The organism is Streptomyces sp. MBT65, from assembly GCF_016612545.1.
Classification (GTDB): domain Bacteria; phylum Actinomycetota; class Actinomycetes; order Streptomycetales; family Streptomycetaceae; genus Streptomyces.
The window spans coordinates 19136-42466 of sequence record NZ_JAENRY010000069.1; the positions used below are offsets into that span (position 1 = coordinate 19136).

Consider the following 23331-nt stretch of genomic DNA (forward strand, 5'->3'; position numbering starts at 1 on the left):
CGGTTAAGGGTCTGATTCCACGATCTTGTCGATGTATGCCTGCGTGGGCGACACTGATGGGGTGGAGTTCACTTTCGTCAGCGGTCATCCGGCCTTGGACCTGGCCGCCACGCTGACTTGGCGCAGCAGCTACCCGATCGAACTGCTGGTCGGCCCGCGGGATCTGTCCCAGTGGATCGAGCAGGCGGGGCTGGCGGACGTTGCCGGGCGGGTCGATGACGCCGATGTCGAGCGGATGCGGAAGTTGCGTGAGGCCGTCTACCGCACGGCGTCCGCAGATCTGTCGGACCAGCAACCCCGCGCCGGGGACCTGCGGCTCATCAGCAGGACAGCGGCCGGCAAGCAGGTCACGCCGGTGCTGGAGGAGTTGGGCCGCGCGGTGTGGCGCGGCGACGTCGACCAGGTACGGGCCACGGTGGCCCATCAGGCGTGCGTCCTGCTCGGCGGCTCCGATTACCGTCGCATCCGGGCGTGCGTGGACACCGAGTGCACTCGACTTTTCATCGACCATTCCCGGTCCGGCAGCCGCCGCTGGTGCGACAAGCAGACCTGCGGCGGGCGGGCCAACGCCGCGGCCTACCGTCGGCGCCGTTCGCAGCCCTCGCCGCGATAGCCTCACGCGCCCACGCCGTGTTCGCGGTTCCGGTGCACGACCAGCGGTGTGGCGGTGGCGTCGTAGTCGGTGCATGCCGGGCTACCTATGAGCAGGGTGTGGTCGACGAGTTCCAGGGTTGTTCCAGTCGGCAGGCGAGCGCCGCGATCGTGCGCAGGACGGGACGCCACCGCGAAGCTCGTGGTCTGCGTCGTCGAATTGGTGGGATGAGGAAGGCATACAGGCCCCGGCTATCGCGACAGCAGCGCGGCAAGGGCGCCGCGATCCGTCTTGCCGTTGCCGTTGAGGGGCAGTTCGGCCAGGACGCGCAGGGTGCGCGCCACCATGTACTCCGGTCAACTCCCGTAGGGAGCAGTGCCCATCGCGGTTGCTGGTAGTCCAGGTCGTCAAAGCCCACTCGCTGCCCGCGTCTCAGCGTCGGAGGTGGAGCGGGATCCGACGAGTTCCGCCGCCAGGATGACCGCCACGCCTGGGGTTCGAAGCGGTCCTTCCCCATCCTCACCCCTATGACGTCGTATGCCCGGCCGGCGGACTTTCCGGCAGCGGTGGACAGGAATGGACGAGTTACCTGGACTGGCGCGGGCAAAGTCGGGGCGCGGACGGCGGGTTGTCTGGGACCGTTTCAGGGATGGCTGCCGTTCTTGGCCGGTGAGGACGGCCGTCATCAGGTCGCCCTCGCGGCCGTGAGGCGGGCGGGAGTTCGCCTCATCGCGAACCGGCTGTGAGGACGGGGCCGGAGCCCGTCAGTAATTGCCCTGCGGGAGACGGGCTCCGGTCGGCCACAGCCTTAGAGGGATGGCTCCGCGAGGCCATGATCATCAGGCCCGTGCGTGCTCTGGTGAGGTCTGCCGACCGCTGCGGTGGGTGGTCCGGCGGGTGATCCGCCTGGTCACCGACGTGATGGCAGCCCTGAGCCGCCCGTAGTCCCGCGCATGCCACGGTCTCCGGCGGCGTCAGGAACTTACCCGGTGTCCCAGTCGAGTCGGAGGACGGCGATGTCGTCGGTGTGACGTCCGGCGTTCAGTGCCTGGGCTTCTTTGATGATGTGGTCGACGTGGGCGGCTGCGTCGTTGGGCGACAGGTTGCGGATGAGGGCGAGGAGTCCTTCGACGCCGAGCCGCCCGGTGTGCGAGCCGTTGTGTCCTTCGGTGAGGCCGTCGGTGTAGAGCGTCAGGGCTGCGGCGGCCGGGAGCGGGATGACCGTGGCCGGCCAGGCGGCGGGCTTCTGGGTGATGGCCAGAGCCCGTCCGTGTTCTACGTCGAGTTCGCGGGTGCCGCCGGCGGTCGTGAGGAGCGGGGCGTGGTGGCCGGCCAGGTACAGGGTGGCGGTGGCAGCCTGCTGGTCGAGGGTGAGGAGGGTGCAGGTGGCGAACAAGGGCCGGGGGCCGCATTCGGCGACCAGGATGCGTTCCATGAGGCGCAGGAGGCCGGGACCGCGGTGGCCGCCCAGGATGAGGGAGCGCCAGGCGATGCGGAGGCAGACGCCGGCTGCGGCGGCGTCCGGGCCGTGTCCGCTGACGTCGCCGACCACGGCGTGCAGGAGGCCGTCGTCGCCTTCGACGACGTCGAGGAAGTCCCCGCCCAGCAGCGCTCGTTCGGCGCCGGGCAGGTAGCGGGCGGTCACGGTGACCGTCGACGTATCGAGGAGGGGCTGAGGCAGCAGGCCCCGTTCCAGGCGGGCGTTCTCCTCGGCGCGCAGGCGGGCTTTCTGGGCCTCGGCGGCTGCACGTTCGCTCTGGCTGCGGTAGACGGCGTAGCGGATGGTCCGGTGCAGCTGGTCGGCTGCGACGCTGCCTTTGACCAGGTAGTCCTGGGCGCCGGCGGCCATGGCCTCGGCCCCCGCCTGTTTCTCCGACAGGCCAGTGAGGACGATCACGGCGGTGTGCGGAGCGAGTTCGCGTACGGCGGCGATCGCCTTGGTGCCGGAGGCGTCGGGAAGGTGCAGGTCGAGCAGGATGCAGTCGATGTCGCGGGAGGCGAGTTCGCGGCGGGCTCCGGCGAGCGTTGTCCGCGTGGACAGTTCGAAGCGCAGCCCGGTGTCGTGGAGGAGTTCGTCGACGAGTACGGCGTCCGCCTCGTCGTCCTCGACCAAAAGGATGCGGTACGCCGGGTCCGGCGAGGGCATCCCGGGCGGGGCTGTGGCGAGGGTGGTCAAGGTCCTGGCTCCGTGTCGGCGCGGGTCGCTTCGGGCATCGCTGATGGTTCTATCGCCCTGGGGGGCTCACTGGCGAGGGTGAAGGTGATCCGGGCGCCGTCCTGATAATCGGGATCGACGGCGATGGTGCCGCCGTGGAATTCGACGATCTTCTTGCACATGGCCAGGCCGATGCCGCTGCCGTCGTAGGCGTCCTTGGTGTGCAGCCGCTGGAAGATCACGAACACCTTGTCGACGTACTCGGGGCCGATGCCGATGCCGTTGTCGGTCACCGTGAACCGCCACAGTGCGCCGTCCTCGGCGGCGGAGATGTGGATGACGGGCGGACGGCCGGGGTGGCGAAATTTGACGGCGTTGCCGATCAGGTTCTGCCAGAGCATGCCCATCTGGGTGGGGTCGGCGACCAGCGAGGGCAGCGGATCGTGGGTGATGGACGCCCCGCTCTCCTCGATGCTCATGCTCAGAGTGGACAGGGTCTGCCGCAGTACCGCATCGAGGTCGACGCTCTGGAGTTCGTGGTGGACGCGGCCGACGCGGGAGAAGTCGAGAAGGTCGCTGATGAGGACCTGCATGCGGTTCGCGCCGTCGACCGCGTAATCGATGTACTGGTCGGCCCGGGCGTCGAGTTGACCGCCGTAACGGCGCTGGAGGAGCTGGGTGAAGCTGGAGACCTTGCGCAGCGGCTCCTGCAGATCGTGGGAGGCGACGTACGCGAACTGCTCCAGCTCGGCGTTGGAGCGTTGCAGGTCGGCCGCCTGCGCGTGGAGCCTCACCCGCGCCTCTTCGGTGAACGCCAGCTCCCGTACCAGGCGCCGGCGCATGAAGTCGATCTCACCGCTGAGCCGACGCAGGTCCGCCGGCCCGGTGGGGGCGATGGGATGGCCGAAGTCACCGCCGGCGATGGCCCGGGCATCCGCCCCGAGCTGCCCCAGGGGCGTGGTGATGCCACGGCGCAGCCCCTCGAAGACCAGCACGCTCAGTACGGCGATGACGACCGCGATCGCGGCGAAGACCCAGTTGCGCAACCGCATCGTGGACGAGAGGTCTCCGGCGGCCTGTGTCCGCTCCGCCCGCAACCGCTTCTGCTGGCCGGCCAGGGCGGCACGGAGCGCGTCGAAGTCCGTCTTTCCCTCCGCGGCGCGTACGGCGGCCAGCGGCGAGGGGCTTCCGGCGGGGGTGGCGGAGATCGGGCGCGCGACCCGTGCCTGCCAGGTCTCCGCCGCATCCCGTACGGCCTTGAGGTCCTTCAGGCCGGCCGCGTCATCGTGGAGCAGCTGCGTCAGGCGCTCGGTGCTGGTTGTCTGGTCGGCGAGCCCCTGCCGGTAGGGGGTGAGGAAGTCGGCGGTGCCGGTGAGGCCGTAGCCGCGGATGCCGGTCTCCTGGTTCAGCAGCGCCGATTCCAGTTGCAGTGCCGTACTCAGGGCCGGAGATTTCACGTTCACCAGGTTCTCGGTGATCGATCCCGTGCGTTGGAGCATCCACGCGCCCGTCACCCCGAGGAGGGCCAGGGCCGTCAGCGAGACCACCGCCCCGACGCGCAGCCACCGCCGGGTCGTCCAGGTGGACAACGCCCCCGCACGCGCTCTCGTGCTCCCGCTCATCCCGAGTACCCCTCCGCCGTGACAGCCGCCTGCACCATACGGGGGGCGCGGCCACTGTAGAGGAAGGGTGTGCGACAACCGTTGTTGTCGTACGACCGGCCGGGGGCCTAGGGTGCGGGCCATGCCCGGCAAGGACTTCGCTCTGCAGACCACCCCCGAGGAGACGGCAGCCGTCGCGGACGCCGCGGTCGACCGACTTGCCAGGCGTCTCTCCCTTCAACTGCGGGACGACGCCCCGTCCGCACCTCAGGGGGATCCGGCGGCATCGGCACTGACCCTGCTGCATCTGCTGGACCAGCTCCAGCGGGCCGCCGAACGTCTCCAACGGGACGCGGCCGTGTCCGCGGCCCGTGCGGGCGCCGGCTATCCGCAGATCGGTGCCGCCTGTGGCCTGACCCGCCAAGGTGCCCGGCGCCGCTGGCCAGGACTCTTCAACCACTCTCACGAAACGCCCCTGGAGCATCCGATGATGACCACCCCCGCACGGCCCTTCGACGTCCTCCTCGTCGAAGACGACATGGCCGATGCCCTGCTCATCGAGGAAGCCCTCAGCGAACGCGGCGCCCGCAACCTGGTCCAGGTCACCGACGGAGTCGCCGCACTGGAACATCTGCGCAGCGCCACCAGCGCACGCCCCGACCTGATCGTCCTGGACCTGAACATGCCCCGGATGAACGGACGCGACCTCCTGCGGATCCTCAAGACGGACGAGAACCTCCAGACCATCCCCGTCGTCGTGCTCACCACCTCCACCGCCCCCGACGACGTCGCCGGCGCGTACAGCAGCCATGCCAACGCCTACGTGAGCAAGCCCGTCAACCTGGACGAGTTCGAGCACGCCGTCCAGAGCATCGACGCCTTCTACCTCGACACCGTCACCCGCCCGCCCCGCGGCTGACAGCTGTTCCTTCCCGTTTTTCTGTCGGTCGGGTCAATACCCGGCAGCCAGGACTTTCCCCGGGCCGTAAGGCCGAACCGACCGGCGGACACGCCTCCGTCGCGTCGCCGGGGCAGGCACGTACTCGTGAAGCCGGCTCGGCCTCTGCGCAGCGGATACGCCGCCGGGCTAGTGAGCCTTTCAGGCGGCCGGAGCCGGGAAGGCCCGATCGGTGTCCGGGCGGCCGGTGCCCGGAGCTTCTGCGCTCCGGCGCTGTTCTTGGAGCAGGTCATCCGCGAGGGCGAGGGCGTGCTCAATGGTGTGCACCCCGGTGGTGACACACAGGGCGTGGGTCATGTCGTCCAGTCTGTGCCGGTTCTCAGCGGTGTCGCTTTCGAACTGCATGATGCGCGCTTCCGCGTAACGCGACAGCAGGATGCGCAGAACCTGGGGCTTTGGAGTGATCATGAAGGCCCTCTTCCTGTGCGGTAGTCCTCTCCTCTCCGGGAAGTGTGCGCGCATAGCCGCTCTTGCGCAGCGCCGCCCCGCGGAAGTGCTGGAGTCGCGGCTCCTCCGGCTGTCTGAGCTTGGACATCGGTCAGCTCGGCGGCCTCCGTGTCCCCACCGGAGCGCACGCACCGGCCCTCTCCGCCACCCGGTGCGCTCTCGGTCGCGGGGCCCGGCGGGACAGCGTGCACTGGAAGAGGTGGAAGCGAGTGTGACTCGCCCCGTACGGAGCACCCGAGGAGTGAGGACGTACGTCCCCCCACGTTGGTCCCGAAGTGAGGAGAGCGGTCATGCCGGCAGGTTCCAGCCCCAAGCGGGAACGGCAGTACGAGCACATCAAGGACAGTGCGGAGAAGCGGGGAGCGTCCACCGGGCGCGCGAAGGAGATCGCCGCGCGGACGGTCAACAAGGAACGGGCCCGCTCCGGCGAGGCGAAGCAGCCGGGCAAGGTCTCCACCCAGGACAAGAAATCCGCCTCGCAGCGGGGAGGCGAGCGCTCGCACCGAGGCCCGGTGAGTCCCACCAGGGACCAGTTGTACGAGGAGGCCCGGAAGCGCAACATCCACGGCCGCTCCTCCATGAACAAGCAGCAACTAGCCAAGGCACTCGGCCACTGACCGTCGCATACGTCGCGGCCCCCTGGTCTCGCGACCCGCCACGAAGAAAGGCGCATCCCCATGGCTGACAGGCCCCTCAACGGCCACCGTGTACTGGCGCTCGTCACCAACTACGGGGTCGAACAGGACGAGCTGCTGGTACCGCTCGCACGGCTGCGCGAGGACGGAGCGGACATCACCGTCGCCGCGGCGACGGCCGACCCCATCCGCACCCTGGTCGGCGACAAGGACCCCGGCGAAACCGTGAAGCCCGACGCCACCTTCGACGTGGTGGACCCCGGGGACCACCAGCTCCTGCTGCTCCCCGGCGGCACCCTCAACGCCGACCAGCTCCGCCTCGACGACAAGGCCCTCGCCATCGTCAAGGCGTTCGCCACCTCGGGCCGCCCCATCGCCGCCATCTGCCACGGCCCCTGGGCCCTGGTCGAAGCGGACGTCGTCCGGGGCAAAACGCTGACGTCCTACGCCTCGCTGCGCACCGACATCCGCAACGCCGGAGCCGCGTCCTGGGTCGACGAGCCCGTGGTCAGCGACACCGAGGGCGGCTACACCCTGGTCACCTCCCGCACACCCAAGGACCTCGACGCCTTCCTCGACGCGATCAGCAAGGCCCTCATCGGGTCCTGAACCACCGATCCGACCCGCGCCGGGCAGCCGCCCTCCCTGCCGGACCGACCGGCCCAGGATTGCGCTCCCCGCTCGGGGACGCCCTTCTCAACGATTGGACTCCGCCATGCTCAAAGCCATCGCCGACGTGCTGCGGTCGATCGGCAGCGCGATCGCCACCGTCGTCACGCTGCCCTTCCGCGCCGTCGCCCGGCTCTTCGGCGGCGCCTCCGACAGCGCACACGGACATCACTGAGAACACCGATGCGCGTCGTCTGCCCGAACTGGAGAGCGGCGCGCACAGTGATCCGGTACTGCCGGACGTCCTCGCACGCGGGCGTCCCCGTGGAAGTGGCCCGGGCCTCCGCAGACCGATGCGCCGTTTTCCATGCCCCAGGTGAGGACGAGGTGGAGGACCAGTCATGCCGCGATCACGTGAAGAAGCCCGTTTCAGACACCCCCGGCACGAACGCCGCGGAGAACCTCGGCTGCCGGCTGTGGCAGCGACACTCGTCGCCATCGCGCTCTACCTCTTCCTGCCCCAGCAGCTCCTGATCGCCCCCCGTTACGTCCTGCCCGCCCTGGAGTGCGTGCTGCTCATCCCCCTCATAGCGATCAACCCGCGCCGGCTGACGCGACAGACGCGGGCGTTCCGCGTGCTGTCGCTGACACTCGTCGCCTTGATCGGGGCCAGCAACCTCTTCGCTCTCGGAATCCTGGTCCATGAGCTGGTGTCCGCCGGAGTCAAGGACGGCCGGGAGCTGTTGGTGGCCTCGTTGCAGATCTGGCTCACCAACATCATCGTCTTCGGCCTGGCCTACTGGGAGCTGGACCGGGGCGGCCCCGTCAGCCGGACCCAAGTACCGCGCGAATCACTGCCGTTGGCCGACTTTCGCTTCTCTCAGGACGAGAACGCCGGCGCCGTCCAGGAAGTCTCCGACGGCTCCAGCAAAACAGCCGACTGGGTACCCACACTGATGGACTACCTCTACGTGTCGGTGACCAACTCCACCGCCTTCAGCCCCACGGACACCATGCCGCTCTCCACCCGCGCCAAGTTCCTGATGAGCGTGGAGAGCGTCACCGCCCTCCTCACCTCGCTCCTCGTGATCGCCCGCGCGGTCAGCATCCTGCACTGACGGTGTTCCCATCCGCTCAACCAGCGAGCCCCGCCGTCGCCTTGTTGGCCCGGCAGGTGGCCAGGGCCGCCTGGACGGCGGGAGCTGTAGACAGGTCGATCTCACCCTCCAAGACGATGGTCGCCCGGCCATTGGGCCGGTATCCGACCATCGCACGCACTACAGACACGGCGCCTCGGCTTCCCGGACCCGTACCAAAGTCACCGTGATGGTGCACTGGCGCGGGGCGCGGTCGGAGGGGTGAGCAACGAGCTTGCCGAGAGGACGGTGGCTGAGCCGGACGGTCGGCCGCCTGGACACTCCAGGAGAGAGGCGGTCCACTTACCGGAGGTTGACGCCGTCCAACGACAAAAAGCGCCGGGGTCAAGGACGCACTACCGCCCTACGCGACATCGCGGGCAGCGCACAGCTGTTCGCTTTCGCCACACCAACCCGCCCGGAAGGCGGCGAAGGCGGAGGACATCCCTGGCGCATCACGCCGTCATCTCCGTTCCTTCTTGGGAAACACGTACTCGTCGAGGAAGCCGACGGCGACGGGCGCCGGAAGGGCGCCGATACTGCCGAGTAGCACCGTGTGGACGACTCCCGGTGCGACTTCGCGTATCCCATCGCCATGAGGGAACTCGGCGACCATGAACTCCAAGGCAGAAACCAAGGGCTCGTACTGGCTGGAGACCACACCGCCCACCGGACCCCCCGCTCCCCCGCCGTCACATGACCTCTCCGTCGACGTCGCGGTCATCGGCGCCGGCATCGCGGGACTCAGCACCGCCTGGGAACTGACCCGGCAGGGACGCGAGGTGGCCGTACTGGAGGCCGGACGGCTCGCCGCTGGCGTCACCGCGCACACGACAGCCAAGCTGACCGCCCTGCACACGCTCGTCTACGACCATCTCCGCCACACCCGCGGCCCCGAGGGCGCCAGGCTGTACGCGCGCTCGCAGTCCGCCGCGATCCGCCACGCCGCCGAGATCGTCGAGGAGTTGGACATCGACTGCGAGTGGGAGGAGGCGGCGGCCTTCACCTATGCCGAGGACCCGCGAGGCGTCGAGGAGCTGCGGGCCGAGGCGGAGGCCGCACGGGAGGCGGGGCTGCCCGCCGATTTCGTCACGGAGACCGACCTTCCCTTCCCGGTGGCCGGCGCGGTCCGGGTGACGGGCCAGGCCCAGTTCCACCCCCGGAAGTACCTGCTGGCGCTCGCGGACGACCTGCGCCGGTGCGGTGGTGCCGTGTACGAGGACACGCGGGTCGTGGGTCTCAGCGAGGGCGAACCCTGCGTGCTGACGACCGACACCGGAGTGTCGGTGCGCGCCCGCGAGGTCGTGGTGGCCACGCACTACCCCGTGTTCGACCGGGCCCTGCTCTTCACCAGGCTCTCCCCGAGGCGGGAACTGGTGGTGGCCGGCACCGTCGACGAGGCCCTGGCCCCGCGCGGCATGTACATCACCCCCGAGCAGGCCACGCGCTCGGTGCGCAGCGCACCGTACGGCGACGGCAAACGCCTGCTGATCGTCACCGGGGAACATTTCACTCCCGGTGCCAACGACGTCGAGGAACGCTTCGCCCGGCTGTCCGCCTGGGCCGAGGGCCACTTCCCCGGGCTCACGCTCACGCACCGCTGGGCAACGCAGGACAATGACTCCACCGACTCCGTGCCCCTCGTCGGACCGCTCCACGCCCGCAGCCGGCACACCTACGTCGCCACCGGCTTCGGCGGCTGGGGGCTGAGCGGCGGCATCATGGCGGGTGGCCTGCTCAGCGACCTCGTCCGCGGACGCGAGTGCGAGTGGAGCGGCCTCTACGATCCGCGCCGCCTGACCTCCGTGATCCGCGAAGGCGGGTCGTTCCTGAAGCAACAGGCCCACGTGGCACGGCACTTCGTCGGCGACCGGCTACCGGCCCTGACAAGCCCGGCGCCGGCACCGGAGGACATCCCTCGCGGCGAGGGTTTCGTGATCCGGACGGGCGGCAGGCAATGCGCCGTTCACCGCGACGAGAACGGCCAGCTCCACGCGGTCTCGGCCCGTTGCACCCACCTCGGCTGCATTGTCGCCTTCAACAGCGCGGAGCAGGCGTGGGAATGTCCGTGCCACGGCTCCCGCTTCGCCCCAGACGGACAGATCCTCCAAGGCCCGGCCGTACGGCCGTTGGAGAAGCGCGACATCTGAACGGCGCGGCGTTTCACGCCCGTTGCCCACGGGAACCCGGTGAACACCCCATCGAGAGTTCGACCGACGCAGAGAGAAGTTGAACCGCCGTGACCGCGCGCACCGTCAAACAGAAAGCCCTGAAGGTGGCCAGGACAGGCTGGTCGAAGGCCCGTCACCGCCGCGGCAAAGGCGTACGCACATGCGTTCCCGCAGTGGACAGCAACGGATCCCCCGCCACGGTGCGCACGAGCGCGGAGGGGAACATTGTCCGAGGCGAGGACTGACCGGCCTCCTGCCCTTATTCCTCAGATCGGCGGACAGACCACGCCCGGGGGGAAGAACCACAGGGCTCGCTCTCGTAGTCATCGACGTGATCAACACGTACGACCACGAGGGCGCCGAACTCCTCGTGCTGTCGGTCCGACGCGTCGTGCCCGTCCTGGCCGAACTGATCGACGCGGCCCGCAAGGCAAACGTCCCGGTGATCTATGCGAACAGCGCCTTCGGCCTGTGGCGCTCCCACCACGGCGAACTCCTCGACATCGCGCTGGCCAGCCCTACGCCGCCCCTCGGGTCCTCGGGCACCCGGAATCCCGGCAACCATCGGAGGCATCCCAGGGGGCATGGAGTACGGCGTCATGTGCGTTGCTTCTTGGGAAACACGTACTCGTCGAGGACCAGGCCGACGGCGACAGCCGCCGGGATGGCGACGAGGGCGCCGATGATGCCGAGGAGCGCCCCACCGACCAGCACCGCGAGAACGGTGACCAACGGGTGGACGTCGACCGCGAACTTCATGGCCCTGGGCACGATGAGGTAGTCCTCGGCGACGCGGAAGACGACGTAGAAGACCGCGGTCGCGATCGCGATGGGCAGGGACAGGGAGAGCGCGACGAGGCTGACGACGATTCCTGCGAGGGTGGAGCCGACGATCGGGATCAGGTCCATCAGGGCGGTGAAGACGCCCAGCGCGGCTGGGTACGGGACACCGGTGGCCACGCACCAGCCGAAGGTCGCCACGCCCGCGATACCGGAGGTGACGAGGTTGCCGAGCATGAACTTGCCGATGCGGCTCATGATTTCCTCGGCCACGCCCTCGACGCGCTCACGGCGACTGGCCGCCACGAAGCGATAGCCGAACTGCTTCATGGTCGGCAGTGCCGCCATGCAGTACAGAGTCACCGTGATCACGATCGCCGTGGACGTGACGGTGCTCAAGACGATCTGACCCGCGCCCAGGACACCTCCCGCCAGGCCGGACGCCCCGCTTCCCGAGCCGATCTGCTCCTTCGCCTTCTCGACCACGTGGTAGCGGTCCTCCAGGCGACCGATCGTCGACTGGTGATTGTGGACCTGCTCCAGCCAGCCGGGCACCGCGTCCACCAGCGCGCCGATCTCCTTGGCCACGGGCGGAATGACCAGGGCCAGAAATCCTCCGAGTACGACGATGAAGCCGGTCAGCACGATCGCCACGGCCCAGCCGCGCCGCAGCCCCCGGCGCGTGAACCACACGACCAGCGGTTCCAGACTGATCGCGATGAACACGGCCAGCAGGAGCAGCGTCAGCATCGAACTGACCCGCATGACGGTCTGCACGGCCAGCCACGCCAGACTCGCCCCCAGTCCCAGCGCGAACCCGACCGTCACCCACGACCGTCCACGTCCGCCGCGTGAATCTCCGGGCGGGGGCCGCTGCGGCGCCTTCCGGGACTCCTCTACGGCGTCCACCGGGCCGGGGTCGGAGCCGTTCACGTCCGTCCCTTCAGGAACTGCGTGCTCGTCCCGGACGGACTCGGGCTCGGACTGGGCAGACATCGCGACGACTCTCCTAGACGGCCTCGTGGCCTCGAACAGATGGCTGGATGGCCTCGTAGCCTCGAATGGGCGTGGGTGTCCCGGGTACCCAGGGAGTCCGGTCGTACCGCGTCCGTGCACCGCCCAGCGCGTCGCGCGCCGATCGGCACACGGAACCGGGGAACGCTTGGCGGACATCCGATCTCTTGTGGCGGGAGCCGAACACCGTGCCCGATCTCGATCCCTTCACCGACCTGCTCGACTACCCGATGTACGTCGTGACCGCCGAGGCCGACGGGGAGAGAGCCGGCTGCCTGGTCGGATTCGCCTCGCAGTGCTCGATCGCGCCCGCCCGGTTCATGGTCTGGCTGTCCAGGGCCAACCGGACGTACCGGGTCGCCGAGCGCGCCGAACGCCTCACGGTGCATCTCCTCCGCCGCGACCAGGACCGGCTGGCCCGGCTCTTCGGCGGCGAGACCGGCGACCGTACCGACAAGTTCACGGACGTCCCGTGGCACACGGGTCCGGGCGGATCACTGATCCTCGACGAGGCCCCCGCCTGGTTCGTGGGCCGGGTGGAGAACCGGGTCGACGGCGGCGACCACGTCGGTTTCCTGCTCGCGCCGGAGACGGCGGAAAATCGCGCGACCGGCCGCACCCCTCTGCTGACGCTCCACGACGCCCACACCATCACTCCGGGCCACCCGGCAGACTGAGCGGCGCCGGTTGTGCCAGGAATCCTCAACGGCCGGGAGGGCCAAGGCGACAGCGGCGGCGGCGCATGGTCGAGCCGCGGCGGGATACCCCAGTGGTATGCCAACGACACCCGGACCCGGACAGCGGGTAGAGCGCAACTCGCCCGACAGGCCCAGCAAACTGCCGAAGCGGTCGTGGTGGGCGGTGCTCAGGGGCACGGTCAAGGAGTTCCAGAACGACGAACTCGCCGACCGGGCCGCCGCGTTGACGTACTACGGGGTTCTCTCGCTCTTCCCCGCGCTGCTGGTCCTGGTCTCCCTGCTCGGCATCGCCGGCAAGTCGACGACCCAGCAGGTCCTGGACAACATCGAGAAACTGGCGCCGAGTTCGGCCCGGAACATCATCGGCGACGCCGTACGCCAGCTCCACACCACCGGCGGCCTCGGCTCCGTCGTGGCCGTGGTCGGCATCGTCGTCGCCGTTTGGTCGGCCTCCGGCTACATCGCCGCGTTCATCCGCAGCGCCAACGTCGTCTACGACATGCCCGAGGGCCGCCCCGTGTGGAAGGTGCTGCCGATCCGGGTCGGCGTCACGGTGGTGCTGCTCGTCCTGACGGTGATCAGCGCGCTCATCGTGGTGTTCACCGGCAGCCTCGCTCGCGCGGCCGGCTCGGCGCTCGGCATCGGGGACGCCACCCTGAGGGTGTGGTCGATCGCGAAGTGGCCGGGACTGGTCATCCTGGTCATGGCGATGATCGCGATCCTGTACTGGGCGGCACCGAACGTGAAGGGCCGAGGCTTCCGCTGGATCACCCCGGGCAGCGTGCTGGCCCTGCTCGTCTGGATGCTCGCCTCGGCGGGCTTCGCGTTCTACGTCGCCCACTTCGCGTCGTACAACAAGACGTACGGCACGCTCGCCGGCGTGATCGTCTTCCTGATCTGGCTGTGGATCAGCAACATAGCGGTTCTGCTGGGCCTCGAATTCGACGCGGAGCTGTCCCGCCAGCGTGCCGTGGCCGGAGGGCTCCCGAAGGGCGAAGAGCCGTATCTCCCGCCCCGTGACACCCGAGCCTGGAGCGAGGAAGACCACCGCCGGACGGAGTGACGCCGCTCGTGACGGGGGAGTTGGCGAGCGGACGCATGTCGCCTCGTCGCTGTAGACGGAACCCGTGATCAGGCGGAACCCGAGCCCCAACGCCGGCGCTTCTGGTCCTCGCTGCGCCTGCTTCCCGACGTCCCACCGCCGGACAGCTGGTGCGGGGTGAGTCGCTCGCTCTCGTCTTTCGCGCGCGGTACCTCGTCGGGCTCGCGCATCTCCTGGATCTCGCCGGTCGGCCCGGACTCCGGCAGCCGGGGCTGCTCCTCCGGGTGCGGCGGCGCGGACTCCCGCCGACGGGCCTTCATTCCGAGCCGTACGGCCCAGATCAGCCCGACGACGAGGATCAAGCCGACGACCGCCGGAAAGACTCCGAGGGCCGCTCCACTCGACGCGGCCACTTCCATGCTCGGTGTGTTCATCACTGCCGGGTACCCCGGGGGCACCGGGAGAATCTCGCCCACCTGGCGTGCCCGGCACCTCGTGGGCACCCGATGCCGAGGCCCTCAAGACGTATCCCCTGGAGGACTTCATGTTGCGTGCCATCGCAGACGTGTCCGCAGCATCGGCGGCGCGATCGCCACCGTCGTGACACTGACGTTCGGGGCCTTTGCCCGGCTGTTCGGCGGAGCCTCGCGCTCGGCGCACTGACGACGTCGACGCCGAGGAGTTCGGCGCACGGTCCCGCGGAGCGATCACCGCAGAGTGATCAACGGGATCTTGTTCCGGGTGCGAACGTCGTGACTTCCGTTCTGCCTCCATCTTCAACTCGGTCATCTACTGCGCGTACACGTCCGAGCCGCGAACAAACCCAGCCGATCAGGACAGGTGCGGACCAGGCGGCTCGGACCGGCGGTGACTGGTGTCGCACCACGGGTAGGTGCGGCTCCGCCGGCAGGTGCACAGGGCGACACAGAACCGGTCGGACGACACGGTGGTGCCGTCCTCCAGCGTGACGTCCACCGGGCCCTCGACCAGCAGGGGTCCCGCGCGCCGGGCCACTATGCGGCAGCGTCGCTTATCAGAGTCGTACAGCACGAATGATCACCAGCTCTTCCTTCTCGGCATCGTCCTCGATCAGGCCGCGGTCGCGCAGCCAGCCGCTGCGGGAGCGCAGGACGGGGCCGAAGGCGACGCTGCGGTGTTCCTCGATTCCGGCGTCCAAGCCTGCCGCCCGCAACCGGCGCAGCGTCTCTTCCGGGTCGCTCAGCGCGGACTGGACCACGAGCAGCACTCCTCCGGGCTTCAGCAGTCCGGGGGCGTCCTCGCAGATCCGGTCCAGTACGAGGCGGCCGTCGTGTCCCGCGTCCCAGGCCCGCGCCACGCCCCGCCGGGGGCACGCGGCGGTGGGAGCCGGCACGTACGGCGGGTTGGAGAGGATGAGGTCGAAGGACCTGCCCGAGACGGGCGCCAGCAGGTCGCCACGTCTGACCCGGATCGCGACACGCGCCAGCAGCGCGTTGACCTTGGCGTTGAGAGCCGCTCGCCAGGAGATGTCGATCGCCGTGACGCGGGCGCCGAGTCGGGCCGCCGCCAGGGCGACGGCACCTGTTCCCGTGCCGACGTCGAGGACTTCGGCGTGCGGGGGAAGGATTTCGTCACGCAGGCATCGGATGAGCAGGTCGGTGTCGTCCTGCGGGGTGTAGACGCCGGGCAGAGTGACCGTGGTCATGGGGTGTCGTCTCCGGTTCTCGCGGATACCGCAGAACCTGTTCGTGATCGGAACGGCGGTCAGGCAGGCATGCGCAGCGACGACTCCCCCGCTCGCCACGCGCCGAGGAGGTGCTCGGCGAGGCGGTCTTCGAGATACGTGGTGGCGTCCACGCCGAAGGCGACGTCGCCGTCGAGGTGCGGCTCCTCTGCGAGCAGACCCGCCACGACGTCCCGGCGTACGACCTGTTCGTGCACGGCGTCGGCCTCGACGTGCTCGTCGTAGAAGTGCTCGGCGGCCGGTCCGGCCCCGGTGCGCCGCATGGCCTGGGCGAGGCGACGTGAACCCGGGGACGAGGTGATCTCGACGGTGGCGAAATGGCCGACCAGAGCGCCTCGCAGGGCGCGGTGCAGGCCGAAGAGGGACATCAGGTTCACGGTGGCGAGGGCCTCGGGGCCTGCCGCGTCGAGATAGTGGCCGTAGGCGGTGTCCAGGTCGAGGTCGGCCATGAGATCGGCGAAGAGACGGGCGTGCACGCGGTCCGCGCGGCCCGCGCCGAACTCGTCGAACTCCACGGCCGCCATGCCCGCCTTCGCCCGCCCCCACAACCGGGGCAGCACCCAGGCGTGCGGGTCGGCCTCCTTGAGGTGGTAGAGCGAGCGCTGCGCCGCGTACTCGCGTATCTGCCACAGTTCTCCCTCGTCCCGCAGGAAGTGGCTGACGCCCGAGCCGTCGACGGGTTCGACGAGCAGTTCCTCCAGTGCCTCGTCGGTGTGCTTGTGGACGGTCGCGGCGTCGCGGAGAGTGTCGAGAAAGGGTCGTTCCAGAGCCGCCCGGACTCTGAGCAGGTCGGGGTCCCACTCACGGTCGGCGTCGACGTCCGCGAATCCCCGGTAGTGCAGCTCGTAGCAGAGGTACAGGGCGAGCTGGAGATCGTCTCCAAGCGGGGCGGCGGTGAGAATCTCCCGGCTGTGCGGAAGCGGTCCCGTACTCCGCAGGTACGCGATGATCGCCGCCGAGATCCGACCACGAGCGGACGGCAAGGCCGGTTCCGGCGTTATGTCGTTCATGAACACCGGGTACCCGTGATCGAGAAGCTCTCACGTAAGCCGGTCCGGGCGGTGACTGCCCCGGCTGCCCGTCGCCCCCTGGCCGAGTTCATGGCCAGGGGGCGAGGAAAGCAACTGCCCCTGCGTCGGATCGGGATCAGGGCGTCACGCGAGGGAGCCGTCGAGGGGCTCGTAGTCGGCCGTCCCGGTCACAGGGCAGGGGTGAAGCGGCCCCAGGCACGGTGTCCGCCGAGCAGACGGGTCACTGCCTGCAACACGGCGGGCGCGGTCGTACCGAACACCACACCGGCGGGCCCCTCGGGCAGCCCGGCCGCCTCCAGGGCGCCGACTCCTTCGCCCCAGGCCCCGATGGCCTTGCCGTGGCGGTACGCCTCGGTGACCATCAGCAGCAGACGGGGATCGATGGCGGTGACGACGGCCATGTCGTCGTCGACCTTGGCATCGCGGGCCCCGTAGGCGTCGGCGGCGGGAGCCGGTGCCCCGGCCACCAGAATCGCGTCGAACTCGGTGGAGCGGGCGGTCGCGAAGGTGCGCTGGACGGTGACCGGGTCTCCGTCCTGGTCCAGCACCCCGCCCGCCGGTGCGATGACCAGCGGAACCATGCCGGCGTCGAGGACCGCGCGCCGCACTTCACGTACGCCGTCCAGGTCGTCCGCACCGCTGGTGACGATGCCGATGATCCGGCCCTCGACCGGCCAGTCCCCACCGAGCTGCGAGAGGGCGGGGCTCGGTTCGACCACCGCGGGCACGAGGCTCGCCTCGGGCGCCGGAAGGCCCAGCCCGGCCGCGACGTGTGCGCAGAGGTCCGCGTCGATGTCGGCGAGCACCTTCAGTGCCCGTTCCTTGATCGCCGTCTCCCAGCACTTGCCGAGCTCGAAGGTGTAGGCGGCGGTGATGTGTTCGCGCTCGGTGGGAGACATGCTGAGCCAGAACAGCCGGGCCTGGCTGAAGTGGTCGTCGAAGGAGGCCGCCGCGTCCCGTACCTTGCGGGCGGCGGGGACCTCGACGGGAACCTCGATGTACGCCCCGGTGTCCGCGCCGGCGAGGAACGGGCATCCGCCATCGAGGGAGTTGGGGTGGTAGGGGGCCACCCCGGTGTGGACGGCTGTCTGGTGCATGCCGTCCCGCAGCATGTCGTTGACGGGCGCGTGCGTGCGGTTGATCGGGAGCTGCCCGAAGTTGGGTCCGCCCAGTCGGCTGATCTGGGTGTCGAGGTAGGAGAAGAGACGTCCCTGGAGCAGCGGGTCGTCGGTGACGTCGATGCCGGGCACCAGATGTCCGACGTGGAAGGCGACCTGCTCGGTCTCGGCGAAGTAGTTCGACGGGTTGGCGTTCAGGGTCATCAGGCCGATCGGGCGGACCGGGGCCAGTTCCTCGGGGACGAGCTTCGTCGGGTCGAGCAGGTCGATGCCCTCGAACATCTGCTCCTCGGTGTCCGGGAAGGTCTGCACGCCCAGCTCCCACTCGGGGAACGCCCCGGCCTCGATCGCGTCGGCGAGGTCACGCCGGTGGAAGTCGGGGTCCACGCCCGCGGTGATCTGCGCTTCCTCCCACAGCAGCGAGTGCACACCCAGCTTCGGCTTCCAGTGGAACTTCACCAGCGTGGTGGCGCCCTCGGCGTTGACGAGCCGGAAGGTGTGGACACCGAAGCCCTCCATCATCCGGTAGGAACGCGGGATGCCCCGGTCGGACATGTTCCACAGCGTGTGGTGGGTGGCCTCCGTGTGGAGGGTGACGAAGTCCCAGAACGTGTCGTGCGCGCTCTGCGCCTGCGGGATCTCCCGGTCCGGATGCGGTTTGCCCGCGTGGATGACATCGGGGAACTTCAGCGCGTCCTGGATGAAGAACACCGGGATGTTGTTGCCGACCAGATCGAAGACGCCCTCGCCGGTGTAGAACTTCGTCGCGAAGCCCCGGGTGTCGCGCACGGTGTCGGCCGATCCGCGCGAACCCAGGACGGTGGAGAAGCGGACGAACACCGGCGTCTCGACGCCCTCGCCGAGAAAAGCGGCCTTGCTGATCCCTTCGGCGGCGCCATAGCCCCGGAACACACCATGAGCGGCGGCACCACGGGCGTGTACCACCCGCTCCGGGATGCGCTCGTGATCGAAGTGAGTGATCTTCTCCCGCAGGTGGTGGTCCTGGAGCAGCACCGGGCCGCGCGGACCGGCCTTCAACGAGTGGTCGGTGTCGTACAGCCGCGCGCCCTGCGCGGTGGTGAGGCGCTCGCCGCCCTGCGCGACCGACTTCTGCGGAATTCCGGTCTCCTGGCCGGTCGGACTGTAGGGGTCCGGTCCGCGCTGGTCGGGCTTGGGCGGGAGCGGCTCCCGCGTCTCGGTCGGCTCCTCCACCGGCGGGGCCTGGGTGCCCGGAGCACCGGGAATCTCGTTTCCGCCGCGAACAACGTCCTGGACTTTCTCCACGACCTTCTCCGCGGCGGCCGACACGGGGTTCTTCTTCTTGCTCATGGGGTTCCGATCGGTGGGAGGGGTGGCGCCATGCGCGAAGCGATCGGCATTCGAGCCTGACCGTCACCGGCTACCGCCCCCGAGTGCCCCTCGACACGACAGCTGACACACACATCGGGCGAACAGTCGCGGTGGCACCGCAGGGGACTTCATCACTGCCGTCCCCGCACCGGAGTGCGTACCCGGGCCCAGGGTGGGAACGCGCAAGGAACCAGACATTTCGAACGGCGGAGGACCCTATGGCCGTACGACACCGTTTGATCAAGAAGTCTCCCGAGCACGTCTGGAAGATCCTGTCCGACGTCGAGCGCTACGGGGACTGGGTTGTCGGTACCTCACGGGCCGAGCTGGACGAGGGGGTGTGGCCCGAGGTGGGAGCGGCCCTCCGCTACGAGATCAGGATCGGGCCGCTCACCCTGCACAACCAGACCGTGGTACGCCGCAGCGAACCGCCCGCCATCCTTGAACTGGAGGCGAACAGCGGGCCGCTGGGGACCGCGAGGATCGCGATGGAACTGCGGCCCTGGGGTGAGCAGACGCTGATCATCCTCGACGAGCACCCGCTCCGCGGTGCGGGCGGACTCCTGCACAATCCTCTGCTGGACGCCGTGCAGCAGGTGCGCAGCCGCACGATGCTGGCCCGTCTCGCCCAGCTGTGCGAGGACGACGAGAGTCCGTCCCGCACCGCTGCCGGGCGACCCCGACCGCACACGGCCTGAACCAGCGCCGAGCGCTGGAGGCAGCCGCACCACCGGGTGCGGCACCACCCACCGAGCCGGGAGCGAGTCATGCCGGACGCAGTAGTGATCGGGGCCGGCCCCAACGGGCTGGTCGCCGCGAACCTCCTGGCCGACGCGGGCTGGAGCGTGGAGGTGCTGGAAGCCCAGGACGAACCCGGAGGAGCGGTCCGGCACGACCGTGGGGTGGACCCCGACTTCACCAGCGACCTCTTCAGCGCCTTCTATCCTCTCGCCGCCGCCTCCCCGGTCCTGGCCGGCCTGCGGCTGGAGCGGGAGGGGCTGAGTTGGAGCCACGCTCCGAAGGTGCTGGCCCACCCGTTGCTGGACGGCCGCTGCGCGGTCCTCAGCCGGGACCTGGAGGAGACGGCTGCGAGCCTGGAGGCGTTCGCCCCCGGGGACGGAGCCGCGTGGAAGGAGCTGCGGGACGTCTGGGAGACGCTGCGGCCCGGCATCCTCGACGCCCTGTTCACACCGTTCCCCCCGGTCCGCGCCGGGGCCCGGCTGGCGCTGCGGCTGCGGGCGGCGGGCGGGTTGCGGCTGGCCAGGACGATGCTCCTGCCGGTCCGGCGCATGGGTGAGGAGGAGTTCGGCGGGGAGGGCGGCAGGCTCCTGCTCGCGGGCAACGCCCTGCACGCGGATCTCGCGCCGGAGGCGGCGGGCAGCGGCGGCTTCGGCTGGCTCATGTCCATGCTCGGCCAGACCTACGGCTTTCCCGTCCCCGTCGGCGGCGCCGGAGCGCTCACCTCAGCGCTTGTCCGCCGACTGACGCGTCTCGGCGGGACCATCCGCTGCGGGGAGCGGGTCACCGAGGTCGTCGTCCGCAACGGCCGGGCTGTCGGCGTCCGCACCTCGAGCGGCGAAGCGGTAGTGGCCCGCAGAGCCGTCCTCGCCGACGTGTCCGCACCCTCGCTCTACGGCTCCCTCGTCGCGGAACAGCACCTCCCCGGGAGGCTGCTCGCCGACCTGAAACGCTTCCAGTGGGACTTCGCCACCTTCAAAGTCGACTGGGCACTGAACGGCCCGGTGCCCTGGACCTGTCCGGAGGCCGCAGAGGCCGGAACCGTCCATCTCGCGGAGGGCGTCGACGCCCTCACCCGCTTCGCCGCCCAGATCGCCACGGGCCACGTCCCCGACGAACCCTTCGCCCTCTTCGGGCAGATGACCACCACCGACCCCAGCCGCTCCCCCCGGGGCACCGAGTCTGCCTGGGCCTACACACACGTACCGCACCACGTGCGGGGCGACGCCGGCGACGACAAACTGACCGGCTCCTGGGACGCCCGGGAGCAGGAAGCCATGGCAGACCGTGTCGAGACACAGGTCGAGCGCTACGCCCCCGGCTTCCGCGGCCTCATCAGAGCCCGGCGCATCCTCGCCCCGCCGACGCTGGAGAGCATGAACGCCAACCTCCACGGCGGCGCCATCAACGGCGGCACCACCGCCCTGCACCAGCAACTCGTCTTCCGCCCCACACCCGGCACCGGCCGCCCCGAGACACCCGTACCCGGGCTCTACCTCGCATCCGCCTCCGCGCACCCGGGCGGAGGCGTCCACGGCGCCCCCGGCGCCAACGCCGCACGCGCCGCCCTCCACGGGCATCGCACCGGTGCCCTCGCCCACCTCCAGAGCCGACTGACTCACCGCGACCGCAAAGGCCAGCGCTGACGGCCCCCACGCCCAACTGACGCATCAGGAACCGGCGATGCCGCGATCCAGAAGGGAGACGTTTGTTCGGGCCTGTTCGGCGCACACGAAGAGCTGACACAGCCTTTGTCCGAAGAAACGAAAGCGGAGACACACCATGGGAATCATCGCGTGGATCATCATCGGCCTGCTCGCAGGCGCCATCGCCAAGATGCTGATGCCGGGCAAGGACCCCGGCGGCATCATCGTCACCATGCTCATCGGCATCGTCGGCGGTCTGCTCGGCGGCTGGCTCGGCAAGGTGATCTTCGGCGTCGACTCCATCGACGGGTTCTTCGACCTCTCCACCTGGATCGCCGCGATCGTCGGCTCCCTCATCCTGCTTCTCGTCTACCGCCTCGTCACCGGCAACCGACGCTCCCACCGCCACGCCTGACCGACCGACGGCACACGCCCGCACCACCTCAACGGCTCCCTTCTGTCTCACAGAACGGGAGCCGTCGGCGTGCCCAGGGCTTCGATGAAGGGCCAGGTCGCGTGACGCCCCGGACAGGGGCCGGCGGCGTCCGTCCGCCGATGAAGATTGCCACAGGTACGCATCCACCGTGTCCGGCGGGGCACTTGGTGAGTCATGGAGTGGGCGGGTGGTGCGGGAGGGGTGGTTCGTCGTCACGGCGCGACGGCGGTGTCGGCGGTGCGGCGGGCGTGGCGGGAGCCGGGGCGTGAACGGGATCTGACGGTGCAGGCCGGCAAGGCGGCGCTGGCGGCCTGTCTGGCGTGGGCGGTGGCCGGGTGGTGGTTGCGGGCGCCGGTAGCGTTCATCGCTCCGTGGATGGCAGTCGTGCTGGTGGAGTCGACGGTGTACCGGTCACTCGCGCACGGTCTACAGCAGCTGGCGGCGATCGCGGTGGGCACGGTGGTGGCGACAGCCGTCGCGTTGGTGCTGGGCGGCACGATGGTCTCGATGACCGTGGTGCTTCCGGCGGTGCTGCTGCTGGCGCAGTGGCAACGCCTGGGCAGCCAGGGCATCTACGCCGCCACCGGCGCGCTGTTCGTCCTGACGGACGGCCAGGTCTCCCTGGCCACTTCAGGCGCACGCATCGCGGAGGCGGTCTTCGGCGCGGTGGTCGGCATTGCGGTCAACGCGCTGGTCCGGCCCCCGGTGTATCTGCGTGACACCCGTGCCGCCCTCAAGGACGCCGCCGACGAAGCGGAACGGATTCTCTCCACGGTGGCCGAGGCGCTCGCCGACGGTGAGTGGGAGGAACACTCGGCCCGGGTCTGGCACGAGCGCGCGCTGCGGCTGGGACGCCTGGTCGACCAGGCCCGTTCCGCGATCGGCTGGAGCCGTGAAAGCATGCGGGGCAATCACCGCGGGCTCGGCGCGGGCGGCATCTCCCGGCCCGGCAAGGGGTACGACGACGCGCTGGCCGTCCTGGACCAGGTCGCCGTACACATCGCCGGTGTGACCCGCACCGTGCTGGAGATCGCGCACGACGACGAGGCGGCCCGCACCGACCTCCAACTCACCGGCCCCTACGCCGACTTCCTGCGCCATACCTCCCAAGCGATCGGGCTCTACGGCCAGACCCGATTCGCGGAAACCGACACTGAGCGGCCGGCCCACAAGGCCCTGCGCGACGCCGTCGACGAACTCCGCCGCAGCCTCGACGAACTCCACCGAAAGCTGCCCGGCACCGTCCGCGATGATCCCGACGCACTGGCCACACACGGCGCACTGCTGGTCCAGGCACGTCGGCTGGCCGATCAGCTCGTGCAGGACTGACACCGTGGCACAAGGAAGGCGATCGTCGTGTCCAGAGGGCGTGCGGTACAGCGACGGACAGATCCGGGGCAAAGTGGTAGCGGGTTCGCGTCAGCCGCCTGGGCAGACGTATCGGCCAAGAC

At 69.7% G+C, this 23331-nt stretch carries 23 protein-coding genes and 2 pseudogenes; 15 read left to right on the top strand and 10 right to left on the bottom strand.

What is annotated here, in order from left to right:
* Nucleotides 1-61 precede the first annotated feature (61 nt).
* Nucleotides 62-613, top strand: coding sequence for an ABATE domain-containing protein (locus JHN63_RS17815; protein ID WP_200682054.1), 552 nt, complete (start codon nucleotides 62-64; stop codon nucleotides 611-613).
* Nucleotides 614-615: 2 nt separating this feature from the next.
* Here the strand turns inward: JHN63_RS17815 and JHN63_RS17820 are convergent, their stop codons facing one another.
* The 3 genes from JHN63_RS17820 to JHN63_RS17830 all read right to left on the bottom strand — a co-directional run bounded on the left by JHN63_RS17820 (nucleotide 616) and on the right by JHN63_RS17830 (nucleotide 4369).
* Nucleotides 616-783 (bottom strand): hypothetical protein, encoded by a 168-nt coding sequence (locus JHN63_RS17820; protein WP_200682055.1) that lies wholly within the window; start codon nucleotides 781-783, stop codon nucleotides 616-618.
* A gap of 791 nt (nucleotides 784-1574) precedes the next feature.
* Entirely contained in the window at nucleotides 1575-2738 is a 1164-nt protein-coding gene (locus tag JHN63_RS17825; protein WP_200682080.1) for a PP2C family protein-serine/threonine phosphatase, read from the bottom strand.
* A 26-nt stretch (nucleotides 2739-2764) separates the two neighbouring features.
* Nucleotides 2765-4369, bottom strand: coding sequence for a CHASE3 domain-containing protein (locus tag JHN63_RS17830; protein ID WP_200682056.1), 1605 nt, complete (start codon nucleotides 4367-4369; stop codon nucleotides 2765-2767).
* Nucleotides 4370-4490: 121 nt separating this feature from the next.
* On the opposite strand from JHN63_RS17830, the gene JHN63_RS17835 reads away from it, so the two are divergent.
* Nucleotides 4491-5267, top strand: a complete 777-nt coding sequence (locus JHN63_RS17835; protein WP_200682057.1) for a response regulator — start codon at nucleotides 4491-4493, stop codon at nucleotides 5265-5267.
* Nucleotides 5268-5447: 180 nt separating this feature from the next.
* Here JHN63_RS17835 and JHN63_RS17840 read toward each other — a convergent pair whose 3' ends face one another.
* On the bottom strand, nucleotides 5448-5714 hold the full coding sequence (locus JHN63_RS17840) for a DUF5133 domain-containing protein (protein ID WP_200682058.1): 267 nt from the start codon (nucleotides 5712-5714) through the stop codon (nucleotides 5448-5450).
* A 329-nt stretch (nucleotides 5715-6043) separates the two neighbouring features.
* On the opposite strand from JHN63_RS17840, the gene JHN63_RS17845 reads away from it, so the two are divergent.
* The 6 genes and pseudogenes from JHN63_RS17845 to JHN63_RS17865 form a co-directional block, all read left to right on the top strand.
* A complete protein-coding gene (locus JHN63_RS17845) occupies nucleotides 6044-6370 on the top strand; it encodes a plasmid stabilization protein (protein ID WP_200682059.1) in 327 nt (108 codons plus the stop codon).
* 60 nt (nucleotides 6371-6430) lie between these two features.
* On the top strand, nucleotides 6431-6997 hold the full coding sequence (locus JHN63_RS17850) for a type 1 glutamine amidotransferase domain-containing protein (RefSeq protein WP_200682060.1): 567 nt from the start codon (nucleotides 6431-6433) through the stop codon (nucleotides 6995-6997).
* A gap of 106 nt (nucleotides 6998-7103) precedes the next feature.
* Nucleotides 7104-7232 carry an LPFR motif small protein gene (locus JHN63_RS53940; protein ID WP_266775348.1) on the top strand — a complete coding sequence of 43 codons (129 nt, stop codon included), beginning with the start codon at nucleotides 7104-7106 and terminating at the stop codon, nucleotides 7230-7232.
* 241 nt (nucleotides 7233-7473) lie between these two features.
* Entirely contained in the window at nucleotides 7474-8115 is a 642-nt protein-coding gene (locus tag JHN63_RS17855) for a hypothetical protein (RefSeq protein WP_200682061.1), read from the top strand.
* A 632-nt stretch (nucleotides 8116-8747) separates the two neighbouring features.
* Nucleotides 8748-10283 carry an FAD-dependent oxidoreductase gene (locus JHN63_RS17860; RefSeq protein WP_200682062.1) on the top strand — a complete coding sequence of 512 codons (1536 nt, stop codon included), beginning with the start codon at nucleotides 8748-8750 and terminating at the stop codon, nucleotides 10281-10283.
* A gap of 346 nt (nucleotides 10284-10629) precedes the next feature.
* Nucleotides 10630-10824 (top strand): annotated as a pseudogene (locus JHN63_RS17865) (cysteine hydrolase); the annotation flags it as partial.
* 77 nt (nucleotides 10825-10901) lie between these two features.
* On the opposite strand, the gene JHN63_RS17870 reads toward JHN63_RS17865, so the two are convergent.
* Nucleotides 10902-12080, bottom strand: coding sequence for an AI-2E family transporter (locus tag JHN63_RS17870; protein ID WP_234477294.1), 1179 nt, complete (start codon nucleotides 12078-12080; stop codon nucleotides 10902-10904).
* A 206-nt stretch (nucleotides 12081-12286) separates the two neighbouring features.
* Between JHN63_RS17870 and JHN63_RS17875 the strand changes: the two genes are divergently transcribed.
* Nucleotides 12287-12775 carry a flavin reductase family protein gene (locus JHN63_RS17875; RefSeq protein ID WP_200682063.1) on the top strand — a complete coding sequence of 163 codons (489 nt, stop codon included), beginning with the start codon at nucleotides 12287-12289 and terminating at the stop codon, nucleotides 12773-12775.
* A 97-nt stretch (nucleotides 12776-12872) separates the two neighbouring features.
* A complete protein-coding gene (locus tag JHN63_RS17880) occupies nucleotides 12873-13859 on the top strand; it encodes a YihY/virulence factor BrkB family protein (RefSeq protein ID WP_200682064.1) in 987 nt (328 codons plus the stop codon).
* 68 nt (nucleotides 13860-13927) lie between these two features.
* On the opposite strand, the gene JHN63_RS17885 is transcribed toward JHN63_RS17880, so the two are convergent.
* Complete coding sequence (locus tag JHN63_RS17885; RefSeq protein WP_200682065.1) at nucleotides 13928-14272, bottom strand: DUF6479 family protein; 345 nt, start codon at nucleotides 14270-14272, stop codon at nucleotides 13928-13930.
* A 110-nt stretch (nucleotides 14273-14382) separates the two neighbouring features.
* Between JHN63_RS17885 and JHN63_RS53945 the strand changes: the two are divergent.
* Nucleotides 14383-14501 (top strand): annotated as a pseudogene (locus tag JHN63_RS53945) (LPFR motif small protein).
* Between the two features lie 168 nt (nucleotides 14502-14669).
* Here JHN63_RS53945 and JHN63_RS17890 read toward each other — a convergent pair.
* The 4 genes from JHN63_RS17890 to JHN63_RS17905 all read right to left on the bottom strand — a co-directional run bounded on the left by JHN63_RS17890 (nucleotide 14670) and on the right by JHN63_RS17905 (nucleotide 19039).
* Complete coding sequence (locus JHN63_RS17890) at nucleotides 14670-14852, bottom strand: CDGSH iron-sulfur domain-containing protein (protein ID WP_307781910.1); 183 nt, start codon at nucleotides 14850-14852, stop codon at nucleotides 14670-14672.
* Between the two features lie 19 nt (nucleotides 14853-14871).
* Nucleotides 14872-15522, bottom strand: coding sequence for a HemK2/MTQ2 family protein methyltransferase (locus tag JHN63_RS17895; protein ID WP_200682066.1), 651 nt, complete (start codon nucleotides 15520-15522; stop codon nucleotides 14872-14874).
* Between the two features lie 59 nt (nucleotides 15523-15581).
* A complete protein-coding gene (locus JHN63_RS17900) occupies nucleotides 15582-16571 on the bottom strand; it encodes an iron-containing redox enzyme family protein (protein WP_200682067.1) in 990 nt (329 codons plus the stop codon).
* 188 nt (nucleotides 16572-16759) lie between these two features.
* Nucleotides 16760-19039 carry a catalase gene (locus JHN63_RS17905; protein ID WP_200682068.1) on the bottom strand — a complete coding sequence of 760 codons (2280 nt, stop codon included), beginning with the start codon at nucleotides 19037-19039 and terminating at the stop codon, nucleotides 16760-16762.
* Between the two features lie 239 nt (nucleotides 19040-19278).
* Between JHN63_RS17905 and JHN63_RS17910 the strand changes: the two genes are divergently transcribed.
* The 4 genes from JHN63_RS17910 to JHN63_RS17925 all read left to right on the top strand — a co-directional run bounded on the left by JHN63_RS17910 (nucleotide 19279) and on the right by JHN63_RS17925 (nucleotide 23209).
* The gene (locus JHN63_RS17910) at nucleotides 19279-19758 is read left to right on the top strand and encodes an SRPBCC family protein (RefSeq protein ID WP_200682069.1); all 480 of its coding nucleotides are present in this window, start codon (nucleotides 19279-19281) and stop codon (nucleotides 19756-19758) included.
* A 69-nt stretch (nucleotides 19759-19827) separates the two neighbouring features.
* The gene (locus JHN63_RS17915; RefSeq protein WP_200682070.1) at nucleotides 19828-21444 is read left to right on the top strand and encodes an NAD(P)/FAD-dependent oxidoreductase; all 1617 of its coding nucleotides are present in this window, start codon (nucleotides 19828-19830) and stop codon (nucleotides 21442-21444) included.
* A gap of 136 nt (nucleotides 21445-21580) precedes the next feature.
* A complete protein-coding gene (locus tag JHN63_RS17920) occupies nucleotides 21581-21859 on the top strand; it encodes a GlsB/YeaQ/YmgE family stress response membrane protein (RefSeq protein ID WP_200682071.1) in 279 nt (92 codons plus the stop codon).
* A gap of 195 nt (nucleotides 21860-22054) precedes the next feature.
* On the top strand, nucleotides 22055-23209 hold the full coding sequence (locus tag JHN63_RS17925; RefSeq protein WP_200682072.1) for an aromatic acid exporter family protein: 1155 nt from the start codon (nucleotides 22055-22057) through the stop codon (nucleotides 23207-23209).
* Nucleotides 23210-23331 lie beyond the last annotated feature (122 nt).

Bases quoted from the DNA above. Each gene is read 5' to 3' on its own strand.
- JHN63_RS17845 (WP_200682059.1), top strand. From the start codon at position 6,044: ATGCCGGCAGGTTCCAGCCCCAAGCGGGAACGGCAGTACGAGCACATC.
- JHN63_RS17860 (WP_200682062.1), top strand. From the start codon at position 8,748: ATGAACTCCAAGGCAGAAACCAAGGGCTCGTACTGGCTGGAGACCACA.
- JHN63_RS53940 (WP_266775348.1), top strand. From the start codon at position 7,104: ATGCTCAAAGCCATCGCCGACGTGCTGCGGTCGATCGGCAGCGCGATC.
- JHN63_RS17825 (WP_200682080.1), bottom strand. From the start codon at position 2,738: ATGCCCTCGCCGGACCCGGCGTACCGCATCCTTTTGGTCGAGGACGAC.
- JHN63_RS17895 (WP_200682066.1), bottom strand. From the start codon at position 15,522: ATGACCACGGTCACTCTGCCCGGCGTCTACACCCCGCAGGACGACACC.
- JHN63_RS17920 (WP_200682071.1), top strand. From the start codon at position 21,581: ATGGGAATCATCGCGTGGATCATCATCGGCCTGCTCGCAGGCGCCATC.
- JHN63_RS17885 (WP_200682065.1), bottom strand. From the start codon at position 14,272: ATGAACACACCGAGCATGGAAGTGGCCGCGTCGAGTGGAGCGGCCCTC.
- JHN63_RS17915 (WP_200682070.1), top strand. From the start codon at position 19,828: ATGCCGGACGCAGTAGTGATCGGGGCCGGCCCCAACGGGCTGGTCGCC.
- JHN63_RS17900 (WP_200682067.1), bottom strand. From the start codon at position 16,571: ATGAACGACATAACGCCGGAACCGGCCTTGCCGTCCGCTCGTGGTCGG.
- JHN63_RS17835 (WP_200682057.1), top strand. From the start codon at position 4,491: ATGCCCGGCAAGGACTTCGCTCTGCAGACCACCCCCGAGGAGACGGCA.
- JHN63_RS17830 (WP_200682056.1), bottom strand. From the start codon at position 4,369: ATGAGCGGGAGCACGAGAGCGCGTGCGGGGGCGTTGTCCACCTGGACG.
- JHN63_RS17840 (WP_200682058.1), bottom strand. From the start codon at position 5,714: ATGATCACTCCAAAGCCCCAGGTTCTGCGCATCCTGCTGTCGCGTTAC.
- JHN63_RS17905 (WP_200682068.1), bottom strand. From the start codon at position 19,039: ATGAGCAAGAAGAAGAACCCCGTGTCGGCCGCCGCGGAGAAGGTCGTG.
- JHN63_RS17880 (WP_200682064.1), top strand. From the start codon at position 12,873: ATGCCAACGACACCCGGACCCGGACAGCGGGTAGAGCGCAACTCGCCC.
- JHN63_RS17910 (WP_200682069.1), top strand. From the start codon at position 19,279: ATGGCCGTACGACACCGTTTGATCAAGAAGTCTCCCGAGCACGTCTGG.
- JHN63_RS17925 (WP_200682072.1), top strand. From the start codon at position 22,055: ATGGAGTGGGCGGGTGGTGCGGGAGGGGTGGTTCGTCGTCACGGCGCG.
- JHN63_RS17850 (WP_200682060.1), top strand. From the start codon at position 6,431: ATGGCTGACAGGCCCCTCAACGGCCACCGTGTACTGGCGCTCGTCACC.
- JHN63_RS17870 (WP_234477294.1), bottom strand. From the start codon at position 12,080: ATGTCTGCCCAGTCCGAGCCCGAGTCCGTCCGGGACGAGCACGCAGTT.